We start from the raw sequence: 15,745 nt of genomic DNA, 5'->3' as shown, positions 1-15,745 counted from the left end.
TTGCCAACGGCCTCCGCAAGTTACCGCAGCTCGCGTGATCCTTCCGAACTAGTTCGGAGTAGCTCAGTTGGCTGCCTTTTTCGGTGCTGTCCGTCTTTGATCGGATAGATCGCAACATGGGGACCTAGTTGAAACGCGGGCCTTTTTGAACCTTTTGCCTTTCCAGGCATCCTAATGTTCATGGACCGAGATCGGGAAAAGCACGCAATCGAGGAGAAGCTCGCCAAATGCCGCGATCTGGCATCGGAGTTCCGCGAGGGTCCCACAGCCGAGATGATCTGCATTCTGGAAACTGAGCTTCGCGAGCAAATCCGGAAGCTGGATAAGGAGTAAGGCCGCCTCAGTTGGTGGCCTTTGAGCCGTGGATAAGCGGCCCCAGTGTACTGGAGGTGCACTGGGGCCGCCAACCCAATTAGGGTTTTCTCCCGGTAGGGGCTTTAGGGGGCATAAATCCGGAAGCGCTGAATCGACTCTTGGGGAGTTGCGAAGTTCCAAAAGTCATTGCCACTTGTTCCCGAAATGCTCCGCTAACTTTAGTTATACGCAGTATGAGCCATTCCCGGTTTGTGCCGTGGCCTGTTTTGGTTTTGCGAGTGGCCTATTTCGGCCAGTACCGGGGGTGCAATTGAGGTAGCCTGGTTTGAAATCGTACGGCCTGATTTGGAGTGAGCAATATTGCTCACATTTGAGGAACAGGTCATGACACGGAGTGTTGGCCCTGCATCACCGCCTCCTTTTCGGCAGTTATCGGTGACAGAGAGTTCGTATAATGCTCCCGCCCAACCCACGCGGTGAGATATGTGTGACAAATGCAAAGAGATCGACAAGACGATTGAGCGGTACCGCCGGATACAGGAAAGGGTCACGGACCGAACATTTATCGAGCGGGCCAAGGAATTGATTGCCGAATTTGAAGCGGACAAGGCCGCACTTAGATGCGGTCAACCGAACTAGAAGTTAAGGCCGCCCCAGTTGGCGGCCTCTTTCTTATGGTGGTGGCACCATCAGAAACCCCAACGCGATCCAGCGGGACGCGCTAGAGCCGCCAACCCAGTTGGGGTTTCTCCCGGTGGCTTTTAGGGGGACATCAATCCGGGAGCGCTGAATCGATTCATGGAGTTGCGAGGTTCCAAAAGAAAACGGCCCCAGCGCCTCAGTTAGGGGAAGCGCGCTGAGGCCGGGTAAGTCTCCGGTCATTGCCACTTGTTCCCGGTACTAATACCAAGTTTCCCCGAAACCGCTTTCAGGTAATGAACGCGGCTGTTAGATTTTCATTTGGGCGCTCAAAATCCGCCGCCGCAGAGAGCGCCAATTTGGTTGAGATGATTTTATCTCTGCCCTGAAAAGCCTCCGCCCGCGCTAGCCCCCCGGACGGGGGTTTTTCATTGAGCGGCCTGTTTTGATTACCGAGTGGCCTAATTCAGCCAGTACCCCGCTTTGAGTGACCCGGATCACGGAACCGAGCCGTCGGATTGAACTAAATTGCCCTCACCCGCGCGGGGCAATGGTGCTCCGGGCACTTGAGGGACACGCTGTGGAACGCACAATCGAATTGAACGATCTGACCGACGAAGAGCTTTCCCTCGTACAGGGCGGCGGCATCGGCAGCTTCCTCACGCAGTTGGGCCAGGACATCAAGGATATGCTGTCCACCGGCCACAGCGGCGGCGGCGGCGACGGCCGTCGCAATTCCGGCATGGCCGCTGGTGTTAGTTAATCGCCACGGCGAGCAGACTAAGGCCGCCTCAGTTGGCGGCCCTTTCATTGTGGCGACCGCGCCTGCGGACCTCAATCCGTAGCGGCTTCCCAAAGGCGCACCGCCGCGCTTCAATGGGCGATGCTCGAACTCACTCGCCGCCGCCATCCCGAACGCTCCGACACTTGGCACGTCTACTACGGTGACATTCAAGTCGGCACGATTGCAGTTCAATCGGGCTTGCCGACGCACGCCAGGCAATGGCGCTGGGATTGCGGCTTCTATCCGCTGTCACACCGGGGACGGTCTCGCTCGGGCTACGCTGCAACCTTCGAACAGGCGCGGGCTGGCTTCGAAGCCGCGTGGAAAGATTATCTGCCACGATGCACGGAAGCCCACTTCGACGAATACCGGCGCGAGCGCGCCTGGACGGCATGGAAATACGCCATGCATGTCGCCGGCCTGCCGTTGCCGACGCAATCAACCAGTGGATGGGCGCGCTGTTTCTGTGGCGCCACGATCGATATAGCGGTAACCGACCGTCACGTTCACGATGCACACATGGATTCGCAGCACGCATGAAGTTCAGCACTGATCGACCCTATGCCGATCCGGAAGCCGCCGCGCGCAAGCTGCTGGAGATCGCCAAAGCGACCGAGCCGGTAGACGGAAAGATTTACATCGAGAAGATAAACGCGCCGATGTTGTACCAGGAGCGCGCCACCCCGGCCGAATACAAAGCCGGGCTTGATCTGGCGATATCACGCGGATGGCTGCTGCTGCACGAGAGCGGCACCTTCGTGAAGTTCACGCCAGCCGGTGCGGAGCTGTTTGCATAGGCAAACCTGCGCGCAAATCGTGTTGATCTAGATGCCTCAGCTCGGGCGGGTCGAAATCCCCGGAATGAACCAGCGCCACGATCGGGACTGGGTGCAAATCGCGGGCTACGCCACGCTGATTCTGGCGATGGTGGCGCTTGTTGTTGTTGGGGTTTCCCTGACTTCACCGTAGCCTTGAGCAGCTCAAATTTTCGCTGTCGCTTAAAGAAACGGCCCCAGCCCTCGGGAGAGGCAACTGGGCCGGGTCGGCTAGGGATTCGATAGCCTCATACGTCGGGCTGAGTGACGCATTGCAGACCTAAGTCTCGGCGGTCGCCATCGTTCCCTAATGTACCTGGCGCAGTACTGGTCCCTGTTTCGACCTCAATGGCCCCATTTGAAATAGTTCCTCCCCATCAAACTTTCCCGGTGTGAGCAATATTGACCACTATGTCGGCTGCGGGACATGCCAGATTATCCCGATCACCGCACCGCCTTCGGCTTCCATCGGTGACTGAGAGTGTTGCGCTCCCGCCAGACCAAAAGGGATGCACATCACATGCCGCCCCAACCCCATACCCGTCCTGAACCGTCGCTGATTCCAATTGAGCGGCCGCGCTGCCCCCAGTGTTCTAAACGAATGATGCTTACGAGCATCAGCCCGGCCTCAGAGGGCTATGACAGGCGGACCTTTGGATGCCCCAGTTGCAATCACACAATGATGCGCACGGTCCTGTGCGATTCGATGTCGGACAAGTCGGGCTGGCAACACAGCAACCTCAAAGCCCCGGAGTAAAGGCAATGCAGCGCCGCCGTTTTAGCCACAGCGCGACACTTGAAGAACGTTTGGTCGAATTAGCTCGGAGAGTCCGTTCGGACGTGGAGACGCTTGCGCCATGCAGTGAGCGCGACGAATTAGTCGAGAAGCTTCGCCAGATTGAAACGGCGCTGGATATGAACCAGTTCCTGATATCCTCTGGCTCAAATCGCGAGTAAGGCCGCCTCAGTTGGCGGCCTCTTTCACTTGCGCCGATGTGATCCATATCGCCTGTTGGCACAACGTGGACGTCGACCAATTGCCAAATGGAGTCCGCAATTCACGACAAAGCGGACATCTCGTCTGCATCTACAGGTTTGCGCCTTGAGCGATCGAGATCATCTGGCTAGCGCGGCTGAAATGATTTTTCCGCCGAAAACAGCGCCCTACGGCGAAGAGCGTTGAGGCCGATACATATGCCCGGTGTCCTCCAGACAAACCCGAAACGCCTGTCATTGCCGAATATTCCCGAAACTCCCTTCCACATTTTGTTCATGCGCAGTTTGTGCCATTCCCTTTTTGTGCTGGGGTGGGAAGCAGCCGGGATTGCCACTTATTCCTTACTTTTGCAGTGGCCTATTTCGGCCTGTGCGTGGCTGGAAACCACAAAACTAAACCCCCGTAGTTCTCCGGTTATGTTCACTTTTGCACATAATTCCGGAACGAATGAGTTCAGCTTCTCTTACCCCTTGGAGGGGCAGCCCAGGGGATTAGTGAAGTGGATGACGTTGTTACGATTCTGGTCGTCGAGGACGACCGGTTATTCAAGCGTTGGTCGTAGAGGCTCTTTCAGACGGTGGTTTCGAATCAATCATTACCGCGTCAGGCGATGAAGCGGGGACGCTTCTCCAATCAGAGGATTCCAAATTTCGGGCGGTCGTGATTGACATCGAGCTACGTGGGAACATGGACGGCTGGGACGTGGGCCGCACCGCAAGAGAGGTAGATTCGGCAATGCCCGTTGTCTACATTACCGGCAATCACGGGGATGAATGGGCATCCAAGGGCGTTCCAAATAGCCTTCTGCTCGCCAAGCCGTTTGCGCTGGCGCAGCTTGTGACTGCCATTGCCAATCTGCTCAATACGGTAACCCCGCCAGCCGCGCCGGCAGAGGCCATCACTCACGAAATACAAGATGGCCGCATGGTTCCGAAATCCGCAGAGCATCCGAAGTAAGGCCGCTTCAGTTGGGTGATATCCCGCCGGACGGTTAGCGGCGCTTTGTTCAATCGATATGTCCGCTTAGGCCACATCGTTACCCCGCATCGAACACTAAGGCAGGCCGTCGATGCTGCAGTTAAACCCCGCCATTCGGATTCGGTGCAGGTGCGGAGCGACCATGGAACACGCCCGCCTTATACCCGGTCTTAGCGGGTTTGAAGATCGTGTCTTCAAATGTAACAAGTGCGGCGCGATCGAGATACGGACAGCAGACACCGATAAGTAAGGCGCGCTGGCTGCCTATTTGGCCGGGTTTTGGTAGGACGGCTTGGAATATACCGGCACAGTGCCAATCTCACGCCCCGCATCATTAATTATTGCGATTCGTCGTTGAGGATCGTCCTCGGGATTATCGAGTGATACGCCTATGGCGAGTACCGACGCCCTTATGAGTGCAGCGGTATCGTTCTCGCAAACAAAGCCCGAGGCATCAAAAAATCGGTGGCCGTCCTCAACATTGAAAAAATAACGGGGCACTGGCAAGCCTCCAACTTGGTAAGTTAGTCGTCGTCCTTTTTCTCAGGCTGGTTTGGTAGCTCACCACGATTTTCGGCAGTCTCTTCCGGATCGCCGGGTTTTTTCCCGGCCATGTTTCCAGGGTTGTAGTGAAACTTGCCTTCCGGGTTTTCGCCGGGCTGCTTTACATTCGGGTTTCGTGTGTTGTCGTCGGCCATCAGGCGTACCTTTGGAAGGAGGAACAACGTTCAACAGAACCGCGATGCCAATGTTCCTGATACTGGCCGGGGATCGCAGAATTGATTGCCGAATTAGAGGCTTCAAAGGCCGCCCTTCACCCCAAGCAGGCGCTAACCAAAATAAGATTGAACAATTCTGCCTGCTCGCCGTCGTCTTTGCAGGAGGTGGAGCGATGCAAAGTCGGAAGCAACAGCTTGAACAGTCGCGGAGGCTACTGGAGGAAGTTGGCGACGCCACAACCAAAGCCAAGCTGCAAGAGCTGTCGGAAGATTGGAGAAAGAGCGGATGCGAAACGAGAAGCTGAGCTAGCGCTTCCGGTCGCCTTCGGTTTTGGTGACCGCCGTTAGCCTGCTGCGAATGTAGTCGGTCAGGTCGCCAACCTCCTCCTGAATATTGGCCTCTGCAATCACTTAGGGGTAAGTTCACGCAGCGGCTCGAGACGGATGGCTCGCTTTTACTTTCACAAGCACCAAGATGGAAGACTATCAGAAGACCACAAAGGGCGTGTGTTTCCCGACGAACAAGCTGCGTCGTCATGCCTTGCGTGAGGTTGCTGCCGTTATAGGCCGGATCGCTCAAACCGAAGACCGCAATGGAAGGTATGTCGGCGTCGAGGTGAACGACGGCGAGAATACGCGATGTAATGTAAGGGCGTTTATTGTCGTCGAACATCCTCGTTGAGCCCGGAATTGGTGCGCGTCCCTTGTGCCACTCCACGCGCCTCCCGTTCTAGTCTACGAAGCCGCGCCGTCGTTACCGGTGCAGTGGCGATGAGTTCGAGCACCCCCCCCCCCGCCGGGACTGGCTGAACGCTCTCAGCGGGCCGCGCGGCGGTTGAGGGTTTGTTGCCGGGCGGATCAAGCGGCTCTCAGCGAGCTCCGATGTCGGCTTTGCCGCATATAACGGACTCTGGGCGGACATCGCGTTACTTCCGAATGGTGCCAGAAGCACACTCATGCATTGCAACAGAACTGGTTCTATTCGATCACCTTGTCGGCGCGGAGGAGAAATGACTCTGGAATATCGATGCCTAACGCCTTGGCCGTCTTTAAATTGACGAACAGCTCAAATCGGGTTGGTTGCTGCACCGGAAGATCGCCAGGATTAGCGCCTTTGAGTACCGCATCGAGGTGACGCGACGCCTGGCGGATCATCTCCGTGACATTAGGTCCGTACGAGATCAAGCCGCCTGCCTGAACCCATGCACCCCATCCAGCCACCAGCGGCATGCGTTGCCGATTGGCAAACTCTACGATGCGCTGCGCGTTGGCCACCGTGTGCCGTGACGATACGACGTAGAGGCTGTCGATGCCAGACTCCTTCGCCGTTTCAAGTGTTCGGTCGAGTTCAGCAGGATCGTGTATTCCGACCGGCAGCAACTCGAGCTTCAAAACTTTTGCTGCGCGCTCGGCGATCGGCAGTTCGTTGTCGGCGTGGCTGGCATCGCGAACGAGCGCAACCCGTGCTATGCGGGGAGCCGCTTCCTTGAATGTTTCGAGCCGCTTGGCCGCGAGTTGGTCCGACAAAAACGTGACACCGGTCGAATTGCCGCCGGGCTTCGCCAGGCTCTTGGCAATGCCGAGTTGAACGGGATCGGCGCTCATGGCGTAGACAACCGGAATCACCTGAGTAGCCTTCGCGACATGTGACATTACATCGCCCCCGAGGGCAAAGATCACATCGGGTTTGCTCTGAACCAGCTCCGTGGCCAGTTCGGGAAGCCGCTCTGGCCGACCTTGAGCATACCGGTATTCGATAGTGACGTTCTGGCCATCGACATAGCCAAGTTGGCGAATTCCTTCTAGAAGCGCTTGCGTGTTCGGATCGCGTTCCGGAGTGCTGTAGATCAGGACGCCGATGCGCGTGCGGCGCGCCGCCGACTGTTGCGCACGCGCCCGGAGCGGCCCGGCCGACAATGCAAAGGTGGCCGCTCCTGCGATGAATTCTCTCCGCAGCATATAAGCCTCCGTCCAATGACCGGAATCAGCATACATGCTCTGCTCATGCAGACCCATGCAAAAGTCTGGTCGATGTCCGCCTTGGGTCATGCGCGTCGATTTGACCGGACCACGGCGACTTCCGGTCTACCCGGGGTGAACGGACATTCTCAGGATAGGCGGGCATGTCTCAAAGGTGCCATGAACGGACATGGCAGAATTATTCGATCACCTCGTCGGCGCGGGCGAGCAGCGCCGGGGGCAGGGTCAGGGCGAACGCTTTTGCCGTCTTCAGGTTGATTAGGAGTTCAAATTTGGTCGCCTGGTAAATCGGAATGTCACCCGGTTTGGCACCTTTCAGGATTTTGTGCACGTCATCGGCCAACTGCCTGAACAGCTCCGTGAGATCGAGCGCATAGCCCATCAGCGCGCCGGCTTCGACGTAATCGCGGTACGGACATATCGTCGGCAAGCGTTTTTTCACGGCGAGTTCGGCGATGAGCTGGCGGTTGGCGTAGAGGTCGCCCTCTCCGCTCACCAGCACCGCGTCCGGCCGTTGCTCCGCTATCGCATCGAAGACGCGCTCAATCTCCGAGGGTTTCCCCTCCTGCGGGAAGACAAAAGCCAGCGAAATTCCCAAACGCGCGGCGGCACCCCGCAAGACTTGCCCCACAGACCCTTCCCATCCGCCGCGCATCCCCAGGAATACGGCCTTCTGCATCGAAGGAATGGCTTCTTTCAAGAACTCCAGCCGCTTTCCCCAGATCTCGATGCCGGCATCAAGCGTGATGCCGGTGAGGTTGCCGCCGGGCCGGTGCAGGTTGGTCACCAGCCCCGCCTGCAGCGGATCCAGCATGAAAGCAACAATCGGTATCGTACCGGTTGCCGCCTTGAACACGGTCACGACGGTATTCGTTCCGGTGACGATCACATCCGGGTTGCGGGTCACGATTTCACGGACCACTTCGGCATAACGATCGTGACGTCCCTCGGCCCAGTAGCGTTCGATGATCAGACTTTGTCCTTCCACGTAACCTAAACGGCGCAGCTCGCCGAAAAAGGCGCGCCATGCGCTGCCCCCGCCCGTTTCAGTCAGGAGCGCGGGCGGGATTGCCGGATGGAACATCGCCAGCAGCGGCGGTCTCGCCGCTTGCTGCGCGCGCGCCGCCGGCGGCCACGCCACCGCCGCGCCGCCGAGCAGAGTAATGAACTCGCGTCGCCTCACTACCATCGCCTCCCGCGCTGACCAAAACGATAGCACACCTCAGTACGGTGGGAGACTGCTGCCCTGCGAATTCCGGCCCAGCTTAGGACCGGATTGGGTCAAAAGCGACACTTTGGTCGTCGGCGGACTACTTCCGGTTTCCCCCGGAAGCGGACATCGTCAGGGCCGGTCGGCATGTCTCAAAAGTGCCAGAAGCAGACATCGGTAAAGATGAGATCGGATGTCGCTACGCTACTTTCAATGCCAATCAATGTTGGTAGTCGAGTGCGGAAGCCGCCAGCCGATCCTTCATCCGGCTGATCGAACGAAACCGCTATTGCGCCGATATAAACTGGAAATGGCGGAGTGCCTGAATGCCGTGTCGATTGCTCGGAATTGACTCGCTATTGGACCGTTAAAAGGCGCACGGTGATTTATCACCGGTTTCGCGCTTTCGGCTGTTGTCGGTGACTGAGAGTGTTGAGCTCCCGCCTTGGCGAAAGGGAGATCCCATGCCCAAGAATTCCCCGCCTCCGAACTGCCCGAAGTGCAGCATGCCTATGCGATTTGTGCTCGTGAAGACGGGAGGACGCAAATTCCGCTGCGTCGATTGCGATGTAGCAGGCCTCCTTAAATTGCCGGAGGTCACCCAGCTTCTCACGGGCGAATTAAGACATCCGGGCTAAATTACCTCCGTTGGCTTTGATGCCGAAACTTACTGAGAGGCTGGCATTCATCCGACAGGCATAGGTCTTTGGAGGTCATCATGAATGACGCATTCTCGCTCTCAATCTCGGTAGGTATCATTGCCTTTGGATTTTGCATTGCTGCTAGCGCGATCGGCGCTGGCTCGTCTTGGGCCTGGTGCTCATAGGACTACTTCCCGTCATTGTAGGTACGGTCAGCCTTTATCTGGCGATTCGCGAAGTCAATGTTGCGCAGCGGAATTGAGATTCAGTGAGTGTGGAGGACGGCAAGCGCCAGGGTTGATTGCTGGCAAGGAAGGGCATTTTCGAATGGCGCCCCTTGTGACAGGAATGTCCGTACGGCCGTCAGGATGCCGCAATGAAGAAGGATTGGGGCTTCTCCGCGCTCGTGGAGGTCGCCGGTAAACGGATCTTGTTCGACAAACGATCCAGACATCCTCGCAGCCAACGTCAAGGCGAAGGGTATTGACCTCACCAACATCGGCAAGAGGCTAGGTCAGCATCCCTCACTTGATCTTCCTTGAGCCGCGCCCAGTTTTAAGGAAGGTTAGGTTTGATCGATAGGTTCTCGCACCGGCTAGCACCAACAAGTGACATAAGAGACCCATAGCGGCCACTGTCTAAGGCTAGAGCAAAGTCGAGCGCATCAATCCCAACTGTAAACGAAAGGACCGCCGGTCTCCGGCGGTCTTTTTGTTTGGGTGAGCCGGGGCGATCAAGGTCCTCGTGATATGCTTTAGCCAAAGCAAGGAGGGCTGGCATCATGCCTACCGGATTATTTAAAACACCAGATCAGTCGGCTCAGGTTGAATACGACGGCGTTTCCATCCCGATACCTAGGTCGACATACGAGAAGAACGGCTACAAGCCCGATTTCGACAAACTGCCCCTCGAAGACGAATATAAGGCGGCCCAGGAGAAGTTGCGTAATACCCGGAAGCCCTAAAGGCACTCCCCTCGGGCTGACTGCTATCTGCAGGATCACCCCTGAAAAACAATTATCGAAGGTGCTGCGCTTTGGCGATGTGTTGACCAATTTCGTTCGCCTGATTGGCTTCGCCGGCATCAGTCAACAAATGCTGAAGCTGGGTAGCACCAGTCAAATCCAAGCCGACCAGCGGATTTCCCGTTGATCGAAACCACAGTCGCGGCACACCCAATTCATCTTTGCGGGCTTCGATTTCGCATTCGGTGGGTGGTATTCCGAACATGCTGAAGAACTCCGATTTCATCTCAGCCTCCTGTGCCCTATCAAATAATGTGGGAACGAAAATGCGACTGTAAAGGCAAAGAAACCGAAAGCGACCCCGACCGGGGATAGAGGAATTACCGAGGCCGCCCGGCCCGCCGCTACAGAGTTCCGATTTCTAACCGTCCTTCGACTTGGCAACCTCTCTCGCCAGTCGTTCAGCCTTGAGCCGTTCTAGGTTTTTGCGCAGCGCTTTTTGCTCCTGCTCGTATTCGTTCAGGGGCCTATCCGATGGACGGAGCTTGCTTGCTTCATTTTCACGTTTGCTCATGACGTGACCCTTTTGATGGATGGATCCCCACTGAATACCACGCATCGTACTGGCTCAGACTAACATACTTGAAGGGGCCGATGTCAGTTCTGGCGGCGAACTAATGTCTCAATTGGGTCATTCGCGTCGGTTTGACCGGACCACGGCGACTTCCGGTCTACCCCGGCGAACGGACATTCACAGGATAGGCGGCATGTCTCAAAGATGCCAACAGGCGACGTGGATCGCATCGACACGGGGATCACCGCCCGGCATAGTCCGCAACCCTACTTGCTCAAACAGTCCCCCAGGTTGTAAATTCCGGCATGACCGTTGACGGCTGGAGTAAATGACGACTCAGAGGGCGCCCTACAAGACACGCCGGTGGACGGCTGAAGAGGACGACACATTGCGGTCTCTCGTCCACGCCGGAAGGGACGCGCGCTTGATCGGCAAAGAGCTGAAGCGATCATTCATGGGCGTCCAAGCTAGGGTAAAGAAATTGAAACTCACTTTGGTCTCTGAGCAACGCAGGAATTACAGTGAGGGAAATTTGTGGCGATGGGCCGTCAAAACGAGCTCTTCAGAGCGCTTTAAGGCAGCGAAGGAATCTGTCTCGGTGAGTGTGAAGAAGTGACGGACGTCGAACTGTATCGCCATAATGCTGACGACTGCCGCCTACGATCCCTGCAAGCTCGCACGCCAGCTGACAAGGCGAATTGGCTCAAGATTGCCGAAGAGTGGCAAAAGCTGGCCGAGGAGGTGGATGCAGCCACCGCAAAACGGAACGGATCGAATGAATGAACCGGGTTCGTCGATTCTACGAAAAAGTTCCGTATGGCAAATCGTCTACTCGCGTGGCTTACGCAACGAGCAAGGCGGCTTTGTCTAAATCGCTGCCCGCTGCTGAGTGGGTTGAAGATAAAACCTTCAACGCAGGCGATGCTATTCTCGCCGATCCCGGGCTAAAGGACGTTTACAAGGAAGCAATACTAAAAGGTTGCGCAGAGAGAATATGACGTGGCGCGTTAGCGAGCCATCGCTGTGCGGCTGATGTCGACTCGTTCGCGACGAACTGTAATATGGAACCAAAACTGTCTCGCAAATCGTCTCGCCGCTGCAGACGGTCCATGATGTCGAGCTATGGCAGGGCCGCCCGAAAGATTGCTACGTTCCCGCACGAGCATTAGACCCTAACAGTGCCGACGAGGTGAGTAGTGCGCCTTCATTTTCAAGCCGTCCGCGTTTTGGCTTGCTCTCTAAACCTTCGGGCCTGTTCTGCCAGTCGTTCTTCAAAGGAAACTTCGTGCTTGATGCAGCGTCGTTCTATGACGCAAGAGCCCGCGTAGCGGAGGGTCACGCGCCCCGTTTCTCAGGGGTATCTGCTTCCCCATCCCTTTTTAGTTGGGGCTTTTCACGCAGGACCGCATCCAACAACGAATTGTGAACCTCTATTTTTCCGTTGTAACTGATCAAGCCCAGCTTACGGAATTTGTTCATGAAGAAACTTACGCGAGAACGCGTCGTGCCGATCATTTCGGCCAAGGTTTCCTGACTGATATTTGGGCTGATAGGTGTTGGGCTGCCCTCCTTTCCGAATCTCGCGAGCAGAAGCAGCAGCCGCGCAAGTCGTTTCTCACTCGAATTAAATAGTTGGTCGATCAAATCGTCTTCAACCCGGTTGTTTCGGGTCAATAGATAAGCTACAAATAGCTCCGAAAATTTCGGTTCGTCATGCAGGACCGCAATCATTGCCGACTTTGATATCGAGGTGATCAGGCTTTCTTCCGTCGCGGTGCTCGTCGCGATCCGTAGCGAATGGCCATTCATACACCCTTCGCCGAAGAATTGGCCAGGTTCTAAAATACCGACAACCGCTTCTTTGCCTTGGTCAGATAGCACGACAATTTTGACGCCGCCCTTTTGAAGGAAAAAGATCGTATCGGCGACTTCTCCTTGAGAGAAGATAATCTGATCCTTGCGATAAACCGATATCGTTTTTCCCGCCCCAACTTTGGCGAGAAACTCCAGAGGGTCAAATGAGTTGCTGGTGCGCTCTATTGCCATATCGTGGCCTGTGGAGGGTGCGCGGCGCAGCGATTATACGCCACCTCCATTTCAAATAGAACGGCAAAATGGAGCCAAATGGGACCGGTCACAAGATAGAGGGAGCCCGCTCGGGGGCGGGCGTATCGCGACGTCCGTTGAGGGTCATCAACGGACCAGAAGGTCCCGAAATCCGACTTCTGTTCTACCCCCACGAGCGGACATGCCCGTGAACGGCAGCTTTGCGCCCAAAAGCGGACATTCGGGCTGGGTCGCCGTTTGACCCTAAGCGGACCGAGATTTAGATCGCGACGATTTTCGCCCGAGGTCAGAGCCGATCACCTCGCAGGGATTGCGCCGCCGCTTTCCGATACTCGCGGGGTGAAACTCCAAAGGCCGCTCTGAAGCAGCGGCCAAAATGCGTCATGTCCGAAAACCCCCATCCCTGCGCAATTTCAGCTATGGTTCGAGAGACTTGGTTGGGGTCTTCAAGAGCAACCCGGCAACGCGAGAGCCGTCGTGACAGAATGAGACGATGAAGCGAGGAATCCTGTTCGGCGAGAATCGCATTGGCGTATCGGACGCTTATGCCAACACTATGCGCAACCTTTTGTCCGTCGATGTCGGGGTCGGCGAGCTTCGCTTCTACCACTGACCGAATCTGTCCCAGCAATAACGCTTTTAAATTCGAGACGCGAACGGGAGAGCTCCCAATTGTTCTCGCAATGGATAGTCCGATCAAGTCGAGCACGTGATTGCCGACCACTTCCTCCGTTACGGAAGCTGTCATCCCAACGAGCGAAGGCAGTTTTGCAGCTATCGAAAGCGCCAGCTTATCGTCCGCCAGCTCGGCCGTCACCCGTCGCCCGATCAACTCGCGGTTTCCACCGATCCGTGCTCGCAACTCGCGACGCGGAACCTTAATGACGAGGGTTTTCGAGTCTAGCGCAAACCGCGCATCATAAGGCAAGCGCGGCTCAAGCAACATTAGCGAACCGGCGTCCAGGTTAACCTCACGCGCGTTTTGAACGATAAGGACGCTGCCCGACAACTGATAACACAGGAACATCGTGTCCGGCCTGGTGCGCTCGGCGTGGGCCACAGTGTGAGACACGTGCATCGGCGAGTTGCTGAATTCAACAAGGTCCAGGTTGCCAAACTTCGCGGCCTTGATCTCAGCGTGGAACGTGGCCCGATTTTCCGGCAAGGAGTCGTGACCTACGATCTCCATGCAGGCGAGGCTGTGCCAATAATCAAATCGGTCGCGGGGGTGAACTGAGGAGGTCGAGAAGATCGTTTTCACGTGTTTGCCGTTCCTTACCCGTAGATTAGCCGATGAATTGGTCCATGACAGTCGATTGAAACGACAGACCATCAGGTAGAAATAGCAGCAACTCGAAAATGGGTTGTGAACGTCACTTAGTAGCTATTTTTGCCGATTTCCGTAAAAATACGGGGCTAAAAATGCAACCAAAGTCGCATCACCACCAGAAGGACAGGAACAAGCAAACGCTGGGGTTCCCGCCGTTTATTCAAACGGAGCCGAAGCGCGTAACTTTCTCCACCCCAATTTGCGCAAGATGCGTGTCGGCCGATGGGCTGTGGTCGACAAACTGCCTGGTCTTGTGCGTGTGGGACACCGGAGCCCGGCTTCAAGTAAGTCTTCCGGGTGATCTTACCGAGTTCCATCTTTTATTCACGTCCTCTAAAAACCCGGTCTCCAGGCAATGCAGAAGAGTCAGTACATGGGGCAACGTGATTGAAGTCGCGTATCTGCGGAAGCAACCGACCTTTGTGCTGAATGCGGAGCTGGATGCATGAACCACGAAATAAACGTCGATGAAATGTTATCGGCATCATGGGATCAGCTGCTTGCAAGAGATCTTGCCTCAGAGGTCGAAAATTTCTCCGGTGACAAGCGTTGTTTAGTTCCGGAATTGCGAAGATTCTTTGCCATTAAGGGCTATCATCTGCTTCTTAGGCTGAGGACAGCTTGCGAGGGCAAAACGGCTTTTGACGCACTTAAGTCAGTTGCCCTAGAAATGCGACAATTTGCGATGGAGCGCCCCGCCTTGTGGGCCGCTGCTTCGAGAACGCCCACAACTGATTGCGCCGAGTGGCGGGCGGGCCACGAAGAACTATGCGGTCTCATCAAATCCGTTTTCGCCGAATGTGGCGTACAAGGGCGACACGCAGAAGACGCCTTGCATATGCTTCGGAGCTTGGTGCGCGGCTTTGCCGCACATCAAATCTTGGGCTCATTCCTACACGTGCATTCCTATGACGAAATCTTCGAAAGGGTGGTCGAGATCTATGTGGCTGGGGTTCGCTCGGTCGCAGCTACTGGTGCTAACGCTGCCGTAACGGCGAGCACAGCGGAGTAAGTTACGAGACCGGAATACGCTGAAGCTGATCCCACCAGCACGCCAGCTGTCTCTGCGCGAGGTCCTTTCCGAGGTGGATGGTCCGCTTGACCGCTTCGTGAATTGCCACTGCTCGCGCGGCCGGAAGACGACAGGGACTGCCCGCCGGATCCGCCGCCCGGCGTCCCTCCGGATCAGGCAGTTGCGGAAATTCGGGATGTCCTGAACTCGATCGGCGATAGTTGCCCCGACACCCGCATTTCAGCTGTTTTCGCTAAAGGATGATGCTGACGGGCTGTGGGTGGCGGAGGAGGCCGGTGAAATTCTCGGCTTCGCATGGAGCTGGGTTTGCGGCGACCTGTGGTTTCTCGCGCAGCTATTCGTGTCGCCCGATCATCAGGGGCGCAGCATCGGCAGTGAACTGCTCAAGCGGACATTCGAACATGCGAAGAACTCCGGCGCTACCAACAGGGCGCTGATCACCTTCACGTTCAACACGGTGTCGCAGGGGTTTACATCCGGCACGGCCTATTTCCGCGCTGTCCCATCTATAATTTCAGTGTCTCGCGGCCCGTCCATTGAAGGACTGCCCGGGCCGGCCTCAGTGCCCTAAGCGGAGGTGACAGACGGGGCTGAAAAATTTTCAGAGCACCCCTTGAAACCAAAACCGAGTTTTGTAATTTCTAGGTCACCACCGTGAGGTGGCTCCCGGGCGCCTGAAGGGCCCGAGAAATCCAGACG

The 15,745-nt window shown here is 56.3% G+C and carries 18 protein-coding genes; 10 read left to right on the top strand and 8 right to left on the bottom strand.

The window, feature by feature from the left end:
* Positions 1-1,552: 1,552 nt before the first annotated feature.
* From JQ597_RS06185 to JQ597_RS06165, 5 genes are all read left to right on the top strand, one after another.
* Positions 1,553-1,717 (top strand): hypothetical protein, encoded by a 165-nt coding sequence (locus JQ597_RS06185; RefSeq protein WP_212263347.1) that lies wholly within the window; start codon positions 1,553-1,555, stop codon positions 1,715-1,717.
* Positions 1,718-1,837: 120 nt separating this feature from the next.
* Positions 1,838-2,278 (top strand): hypothetical protein, encoded by a 441-nt coding sequence (locus JQ597_RS06180; RefSeq protein ID WP_212263346.1) that lies wholly within the window; start codon positions 1,838-1,840, stop codon positions 2,276-2,278.
* Positions 2,275-2,535, top strand: coding sequence for a hypothetical protein (locus tag JQ597_RS06175; RefSeq protein ID WP_212038788.1), 261 nt, complete (start codon positions 2,275-2,277; stop codon positions 2,533-2,535). Before JQ597_RS06180 ends, JQ597_RS06175 begins: the two co-directional genes overlap by 4 nt.
* 780 nt (positions 2,536-3,315) lie before the next feature.
* Complete coding sequence (locus JQ597_RS06170; protein ID WP_212263345.1) at positions 3,316-3,510, top strand: hypothetical protein; 195 nt, start codon at positions 3,316-3,318, stop codon at positions 3,508-3,510.
* Positions 3,511-4,102: 592 nt separating this feature from the next.
* Positions 4,103-4,507 (top strand): DNA-binding transcriptional response regulator, encoded by a 405-nt coding sequence (locus JQ597_RS06165; RefSeq protein ID WP_349628791.1) that lies wholly within the window; start codon positions 4,103-4,105, stop codon positions 4,505-4,507.
* A gap of 285 nt (positions 4,508-4,792) precedes the next feature.
* On the opposite strand, the gene JQ597_RS06160 is transcribed toward JQ597_RS06165, so the two are convergent.
* Entirely contained in the window at positions 4,793-5,029 is a 237-nt protein-coding gene (locus tag JQ597_RS06160) for a DUF6894 family protein (protein WP_212263344.1), read from the bottom strand.
* A 23-nt stretch (positions 5,030-5,052) separates the two neighbouring features.
* A complete protein-coding gene (locus JQ597_RS06155; protein ID WP_212038792.1) occupies positions 5,053-5,226 on the bottom strand; it encodes a hypothetical protein in 174 nt (57 codons plus the stop codon).
* Positions 5,227-5,722: 496 nt separating this feature from the next.
* Between JQ597_RS06155 and JQ597_RS06150 the strand changes: the two genes are divergently transcribed.
* A complete protein-coding gene (locus JQ597_RS06150; RefSeq protein ID WP_212263343.1) occupies positions 5,723-5,929 on the top strand; it encodes a hypothetical protein in 207 nt (68 codons plus the stop codon).
* Positions 5,930-6,225: 296 nt separating this feature from the next.
* Here JQ597_RS06150 and JQ597_RS06145 read toward each other — a convergent pair whose 3' ends face one another.
* From JQ597_RS06145 to JQ597_RS06130, 4 genes are all read right to left on the bottom strand, one after another.
* Complete coding sequence (locus JQ597_RS06145; protein ID WP_212263342.1) at positions 6,226-7,242, bottom strand: ABC transporter substrate-binding protein; 1,017 nt, start codon at positions 7,240-7,242, stop codon at positions 6,226-6,228.
* A 163-nt stretch (positions 7,243-7,405) separates the two neighbouring features.
* Positions 7,406-8,410 carry an ABC transporter substrate-binding protein gene (locus tag JQ597_RS06140; protein WP_212263341.1) on the bottom strand — a complete coding sequence of 335 codons (1,005 nt, stop codon included), beginning with the start codon at positions 8,408-8,410 and terminating at the stop codon, positions 7,406-7,408.
* Positions 8,411-10,094: 1,684 nt separating this feature from the next.
* Positions 10,095-10,328, bottom strand: a complete 234-nt coding sequence (locus JQ597_RS06135; protein ID WP_108522855.1) for a hypothetical protein — start codon at positions 10,326-10,328, stop codon at positions 10,095-10,097.
* Positions 10,329-10,463: 135 nt separating this feature from the next.
* Complete coding sequence (locus JQ597_RS06130) at positions 10,464-10,616, bottom strand: hypothetical protein (protein ID WP_192739910.1); 153 nt, start codon at positions 10,614-10,616, stop codon at positions 10,464-10,466.
* Positions 10,617-11,228: 612 nt separating this feature from the next.
* Here JQ597_RS06130 and JQ597_RS06125 point away from each other — a divergent pair.
* Together JQ597_RS06125 and JQ597_RS06120 are read left to right on the top strand one after the other, a co-directional pair.
* Positions 11,229-11,399: a hypothetical protein gene (locus JQ597_RS06125; RefSeq protein WP_212039114.1), complete on the top strand. Its 171-nt coding sequence runs from the start codon at positions 11,229-11,231 to the stop codon at positions 11,397-11,399.
* Entirely contained in the window at positions 11,396-11,614 is a 219-nt protein-coding gene (locus JQ597_RS06120) for a hypothetical protein (protein WP_212039113.1), read from the top strand. The genes JQ597_RS06125 and JQ597_RS06120 overlap by 4 nt, the downstream gene beginning before the upstream one ends.
* Before the next feature lie 337 nt (positions 11,615-11,951).
* On the opposite strand, the gene JQ597_RS06115 is transcribed toward JQ597_RS06120, so the two are convergent.
* Together JQ597_RS06115 and JQ597_RS06110 are read right to left on the bottom strand one after the other, a co-directional pair.
* Positions 11,952-12,662: a Crp/Fnr family transcriptional regulator gene (locus tag JQ597_RS06115; RefSeq protein WP_212263340.1), complete on the bottom strand. Its 711-nt coding sequence runs from the start codon at positions 12,660-12,662 to the stop codon at positions 11,952-11,954.
* Between the two features lie 307 nt (positions 12,663-12,969).
* Positions 12,970-13,944, bottom strand: a complete 975-nt coding sequence (locus JQ597_RS06110; protein WP_312012306.1) for an AraC-like ligand-binding domain-containing protein — start codon at positions 13,942-13,944, stop codon at positions 12,970-12,972.
* 514 nt (positions 13,945-14,458) lie between these two features.
* Between JQ597_RS06110 and JQ597_RS06105 the strand changes: the two genes are divergently transcribed.
* Together JQ597_RS06105 and JQ597_RS06100 are read left to right on the top strand one after the other, a co-directional pair.
* On the top strand, positions 14,459-15,025 hold the full coding sequence (locus JQ597_RS06105; protein ID WP_212263338.1) for a TetR-like C-terminal domain-containing protein: 567 nt from the start codon (positions 14,459-14,461) through the stop codon (positions 15,023-15,025).
* Positions 15,026-15,305: 280 nt separating this feature from the next.
* Complete coding sequence (locus tag JQ597_RS06100) at positions 15,306-15,617, top strand: GNAT family N-acetyltransferase (protein WP_312012308.1); 312 nt, start codon at positions 15,306-15,308, stop codon at positions 15,615-15,617.
* Positions 15,618-15,745 lie beyond the last annotated feature (128 nt).

Source organism: Bradyrhizobium sp. AUGA SZCCT0177 (genome assembly GCF_018130125.1).
In the GTDB taxonomy this organism is placed as follows: Bacteria; Pseudomonadota; Alphaproteobacteria; order Rhizobiales; family Xanthobacteraceae; genus Bradyrhizobium.
This window is presented reverse-complemented; position numbering and strand designations above follow the sequence as displayed.

Bases quoted from the DNA above. Each gene is read 5' to 3' on its own strand.
- JQ597_RS06175 (WP_212038788.1), top strand. From the start codon at position 2,275: ATGAAGTTCAGCACTGATCGACCCTATGCCGATCCGGAAGCCGCCGCG.
- JQ597_RS06135 (WP_108522855.1), bottom strand. From the start codon at position 10,328: ATGAAATCGGAGTTCTTCAGCATGTTCGGAATACCACCCACCGAATGC.
- JQ597_RS06180 (WP_212263346.1), top strand. From the start codon at position 1,838: ATGCTCGAACTCACTCGCCGCCGCCATCCCGAACGCTCCGACACTTGG.
- JQ597_RS06155 (WP_212038792.1), bottom strand. From the start codon at position 5,226: ATGGCCGACGACAACACACGAAACCCGAATGTAAAGCAGCCCGGCGAA.
- JQ597_RS06170 (WP_212263345.1), top strand. From the start codon at position 3,316: ATGCAGCGCCGCCGTTTTAGCCACAGCGCGACACTTGAAGAACGTTTG.
- JQ597_RS06150 (WP_212263343.1), top strand. From the start codon at position 5,723: ATGGAAGACTATCAGAAGACCACAAAGGGCGTGTGTTTCCCGACGAAC.
- JQ597_RS06115 (WP_212263340.1), bottom strand. From the start codon at position 12,662: ATGGCAATAGAGCGCACCAGCAACTCATTTGACCCTCTGGAGTTTCTC.
- JQ597_RS06105 (WP_212263338.1), top strand. From the start codon at position 14,459: ATGAACCACGAAATAAACGTCGATGAAATGTTATCGGCATCATGGGAT.
- JQ597_RS06145 (WP_212263342.1), bottom strand. From the start codon at position 7,242: ATGTATGCTGATTCCGGTCATTGGACGGAGGCTTATATGCTGCGGAGA.
- JQ597_RS06120 (WP_212039113.1), top strand. From the start codon at position 11,396: ATGAACCGGGTTCGTCGATTCTACGAAAAAGTTCCGTATGGCAAATCG.
- JQ597_RS06130 (WP_192739910.1), bottom strand. From the start codon at position 10,616: ATGAGCAAACGTGAAAATGAAGCAAGCAAGCTCCGTCCATCGGATAGG.